At 69.3% G+C, this 4,491-nt stretch carries 6 protein-coding genes; 5 read left to right on the top strand and 1 reads right to left on the bottom strand.

All coding sequences use genetic code 11. The features are described from left to right. From FDZ70_06795 to lysS, 5 genes are all read left to right on the top strand, one after another. On the top strand, positions 1-724 hold a 724-nt coding region (locus tag FDZ70_06795; GenBank protein TLM76286.1), incomplete at its 5' end, for an S-methyl-5'-thioadenosine phosphorylase. Positions 725-833: 109 nt separating this feature from the next. Then, positions 834-1,493, top strand: coding sequence for a redox-sensing transcriptional repressor Rex (locus FDZ70_06790; GenBank protein TLM76285.1), 660 nt, complete (start codon positions 834-836; stop codon positions 1,491-1,493). 136 nt (positions 1,494-1,629) lie between these two features. Then, on the top strand, positions 1,630-1,827 hold the full coding sequence (locus tag FDZ70_06785; GenBank protein TLM76287.1) for a twin-arginine translocase TatA/TatE family subunit: 198 nt from the start codon (positions 1,630-1,632) through the stop codon (positions 1,825-1,827). A gap of 191 nt (positions 1,828-2,018) precedes the next feature. Next, positions 2,019-2,492, top strand: coding sequence for a transcription elongation factor GreA (greA, locus tag FDZ70_06780; GenBank protein ID TLM76284.1), 474 nt, complete (start codon positions 2,019-2,021; stop codon positions 2,490-2,492). A gap of 7 nt (positions 2,493-2,499) precedes the next feature. After that, positions 2,500-4,011 (top strand): lysine--tRNA ligase, encoded by a 1,512-nt coding sequence (lysS, locus tag FDZ70_06775; GenBank protein ID TLM76283.1) that lies wholly within the window; start codon positions 2,500-2,502, stop codon positions 4,009-4,011. Positions 4,012-4,041: 30 nt separating this feature from the next. Here lysS and FDZ70_06770 read toward each other — a convergent pair whose 3' ends face one another. After that, entirely contained in the window at positions 4,042-4,491 is a 450-nt protein-coding gene (locus FDZ70_06770; protein TLM76282.1) for a stage II sporulation protein M, read from the bottom strand.

Raw genomic sequence — 4,491 nt, 5'->3', positions numbered from 1 at the left:
GGAGTTCAAGGTCGACACGCCGTACGGCCCGCCGTCGTCGCCGATCATGCACGGCGAGATCGACGGCCGTACGGTCGCGTTCCTGCCGCGCCACGGCAAGGATCACCAGTATCCGCCCCACGCCATCAACTACCGCGCGAACGTGTACGCCATGAAGCTGCTCGGGGTGAGCCGGATCATCGGTCCGAACGCGTGCGGCTCGCTCCAGACCCACGTCCAGCCTGGTGACTTCGTCATCTGCGACCAGTTCGTGGACCGCACGAGCGGTCGCAAGGACACCTTCTACGACGGACCGGTCACGACTCACGTCTCGTCGGCAGACCCGTACTGCCCGACCATGCGGCGGGTCGCGGCCGACAAGGCGGCGGAACTCGGCATCACGGTGCATCCGTCCGGGACGGTCGTGGTGATCCAGGGGCCGAGGTTCTCGACCCGCGCCGAGAGCAAGTGGTTCGCCTCCCAGGGCTGGGAGGTCATCAACATGACGCAGTATCCCGAGTGCTACCTAGCTCGTGAGCTCGAGATCTGCTACTGCAACATCGCGCTCATCACCGACTACGATGTCGGCACCGAGGACGTCGCCCCGGTGACCAACGAGGAGGTCGTGCGCGTGTTCACCGAGAACAACGCCAAGCTGCGCGATCTGCTGCACGCGATGGTGCCGGCGCTGCCCGAGGAGCGGGCCTGCCCGTGCGTCTCGGCGCTGGAGGGCGCGCGCTTCTAGCCTTCGGCGGGATCGGCCGCCTCCGGGGTACGGCGTCCCGCGCCGGGGGCTGTGCCTTCTCGTAACGCGGAGTTACAATTCGGGGGTGGCATGACGACCGGGGGCGCGGTTGGCGACGGTGGACACAGAGCGGATCCCTGAGGGTGTCATCGAGCGGCTCCCGGTCTACCTGAGCGTGCTGATCCAGCTGCGCCGGGAGGGCGCATCGACCGTCTCTTCCGCGCGCTTGGGTGAGCTCGTCGAGATCAACCCCGCGCAGCTCCGTCGCGACCTCGGGCACTTCGGCTCGTTCGGCCGGCGTGGCGTCGGCTACGACGTCGGCACGCTGATCGACCGCATCCAGCACATCCTCGGGTCCGACCACACGCATCGCATCGCGCTCGTCGGGGCCGGGCGGCTCGGGTCCGCGATCGCGTCGTACGACGGGCTGCGCAAGCACGGCTTCCTCGTCGCGGCGGTGTTCGACAACGACCCCGCGAAGGTGGGGACGCGCCTTGGCGACGTGGTGGTGAGGCACGTCGACGAGATGGACGAGGCTCTGGCCGGCCAAGGCATCGCGATCGCGGTCGTCGCGGTCTCCGCGGAGGCGGCGCAGGACGTGTGCGACCGCTTGGCGGCGGCCGGCATCACCGTGATCCTCAACTACACGTCGGAGCGTGTCCGGGTCCCGGACGGCGTCACGCTGCACGACACCGACCCGGTCCGCGAGTTGCTTCACACGCTGTACTACCTCTCCCGCAAGGAGGGGGCGGTGCAGGCGGCACCGTAGCGGGAACCCTCTGAGGGGTGGTACGCTACCCGCCACGCGTGAACGGAGCCGGCGCGCGGGTGCGCGACGCCGGCACGGATTGTCGGAGCATCGACAGGAGGTCCTCGAGATGGCAGCGTTCCTGTTGCCGGGCGGCATGGAGTGGGTCTGGATCCTGCTCATCGTGGTCGTGCTCTTCGGCCCGACCCAGATCCCGAAGCTCGCGAAGATGTTCGGGAAGTCGAAGAAGGCCCTCGAGGAGGGCATGAAGGAAGGCGCGAAGGAGGCCGAGGCCGAGGCAGCCGCCGAGGCGAAGAAGGACGCCGAGCCGGCCGACGCCGCCGACGAGGAGTAGGTCCCGCCGAGCCGGTTCGCAGCCGCGCGGACGGGGCTTCGCGCGCCGCTTGAACCGGTGCGGCTATCCGCTATACTCTCCGCGTTTCACGGACCTGCGCTGAGCAGGTCCGCGCTTTGGTGAACGCCTCCGGCGGCCGATGTATCGCTTCGCCGGTCCCCGCGAACATGAATGGGTGGAGCGCAACCGTGATGAACAAGGAAGTGGCACTCACCGTCGAAGGACAGGCCAAGCTCGAGGAGGAGTTGCGGTTCCTCGAGACCGTGCGGCGCCGCGAGGTCGGCGAGCGCATCAAGGCCGCCAAGGAGTTCGGCGATCTGTCGGAGAACTCCGAGTACGACGACGCCAAGAACGAGCAGGCGTGGGTCGAGAGCCGCATCGCCGAGATCACCCAGATCCTCGTGCACGCGACGATCATCAAGTCGCCGCGCAAGAACGACAAGGTCAGCCTCGGCAGCAAGGTCGAGCTCCAGGACGTTTCGACCGGTGAGATCCACCAGTACCACCTGGTCGGTTCCGCTGAGGCCGACCCCGCGCACGACCGGATCTCGAACGAGTCGCCCGTGGGCTCCGCCATCGTGGGCCACAAGAAGGGCGACACCGTGACCGTGACGACGCCGTCCGGCAAGCAGATCGACTTCATGGTCGTCTCGATCACGCACTAGGGGGCCCATGACCGACAGCGCCGAGACGCCAGCGCCGCAGCCCGACGGTATCGGGGATGACCCGTTCACCGTCCGTCGCGCCAAGCTCGACGCGCTGAGGTCGGCCGGCGCCGCTCCGTACGCGCCGCGCTTCGATGTGACGCACCGCGCGGCGCAGATCGCCGAGGCGTACGCCGCTCTGGAGCCGGGCCAGGATACGTCCGACGCTGTGACCGTCGCCGGCCGGCTCGTCGCCAAGCGCGACCAGGGCAAGGTGGCGTTCCTCGTCGTCCGGGACGCCACCGGCGAGATCCAGCTGTTCTGCCGTCAGGGCGTCATGGACGAGGCGGCGTTCGCGAGCGCGATCGACCTGGACCTCGGTGATTGGGTGGGCGCGTCGGGCGTCGTGCTGCGCACCCGCCGGGGCGAACTCTCCGTCCAACCGGCCGAGGTGACGCTGCTCTCCAAGTCGCTGCGGCCGCTTCCCGAGAAGTACCATGGGCTGACAGACACCGAGACGCGCTACCGCCAGCGCTACGTCGACCTCATCGCCAACCCGGAGGTCCGCGAGGTCTTCGAGGCGCGCATCAGGATCGTCGCGGCGGTGCGCCGCTTCATGGAGTCGCGCGGCTTCCTCGAGGTCGAGACCCCGATGCTCCAGCCGATCCCCGGGGGCGCGACCGCGCGCCCGTTCGTCACCCACCACAACGCGCTCGACATGGACCTGTACCTGCGCATCGCGCCGGAGCTCTACCTGAAGCGCCTGCTCGTCGGGGGCTTCGAGCGCGTCTACGAGATCAACCGCTCCTTCCGCAACGAGGGCATGAGCCCGCGGCACAATCCGGAGTTCACGATGTTGGAGGCGTACCAGGCCTTCGGCGACATGGAAACCATGCGCGAGCTGACCGAGTCGTGCATCGTGACGGCCGCGTCGGAAGCGCTCGGGACGCTGGAGACGACCTACCAGGGCACGCCGGTGTCGCTCGCGTCGCCGTGGCGCAGCGCGACGATGTCGTCGCTGGTCAGCGAGGCGTGCGGCCGCGAGGTCTCCGTGCACACCCCGCTCGCGGAGCTGGCAACGCTCTGTGAGCGGCACGAGGTCCCGGTCGAGCAGGGCTGGGGGCCGGGCAAGCTGCTCACGGAGCTGTTCGAGAAGCTCGTCGAGGGCACGCTCGTGCAGCCGATCTTCGTGACGCACTACCCCGCGGAGACGTCTCCACTCGCACGCCGCAACGACGACGACCCGGAGGTGTGCGACCGCTTCGAACTCATCATCACGGGCCGCGAGTTCGCGAACGCGTTCTCGGAGCTTGTCGACCCGGTCGACCAGCGTGCTCGTTTCGAGGCGCAGGCCGCGGCGAAGGAAGCCGGAGACGCCGAGGCGATGTGGGTCGACGAGGACTACTTGCGCGCGCAGGAGTACGGGATGCCGCCCGCCGGCGGACTGGGCATCGGCATCGACCGGCTCGTCATGCTGCTGACCGACAGCGCGTCGATCCGCGACGTCCTGCTCTTCCCGCACATGCGCCCGGAGGCGTAGGACCGCACCGGCCTCATGCGGCCGTACGGCTCAGGCCTCCGGCTCGCCGCGGCCCGTGAGCAGCACGTAGGCGACGAACGCCGCAGCGAGTGCTGTGCCGACTCCGAGCTTGAGCACCGGATCGGTGGCGCTCGGCGTGAAGAACCCCTCCACGAGCCCCGCGAGCAGGAAGAGCGGCAGCGCGCCGAGCACGATGCGCACCGCCTCGCCCGCGGCGCGCCTCAGCGACGCGGCCCGTGGCAGGTCGCCCGGGAACAGGATCGCGCGCGCCAGCATGAGCCCCGACCCGCCCGCGAGCACGATCGCGGGCAGTTCGAGCGAGCCATGCGGCACGATCAGCGACCAGAACGCGAGCGCCTGGCCCGACTTCGCCGCCGCTCCCGCCAGCGCGCCGAGCAGCAGGCCGTTCTGCAGCATCGACCAGCCCGTCAGGATGCCGGCGGTCATACCGCCGGCGAACGCCACGAGTGCGACCTGCAC

Source organism: Actinomycetota bacterium (assembly GCA_005774595.1).
Taxonomy (GTDB): Bacteria; Actinomycetota; Coriobacteriia; order Anaerosomatales; family D1FN1-002; genus D1FN1-002.
The sequence above is the reverse complement of the archived record's forward strand: the minus strand, read 5'-3'. Positions and strand labels throughout refer to the sequence as shown.

Coding starts and splice junctions, on each gene's coding strand:
- lysS (TLM76283.1), top strand. CDS start 2,500: ATGACCGACAGCGCCGAGACGCCAGCGCCGCAGCCCGACGGTATCGGG.
- FDZ70_06785 (TLM76287.1), top strand. CDS start 1,630: ATGGAGTGGGTCTGGATCCTGCTCATCGTGGTCGTGCTCTTCGGCCCG.
- greA (TLM76284.1), top strand. CDS start 2,019: ATGAACAAGGAAGTGGCACTCACCGTCGAAGGACAGGCCAAGCTCGAG.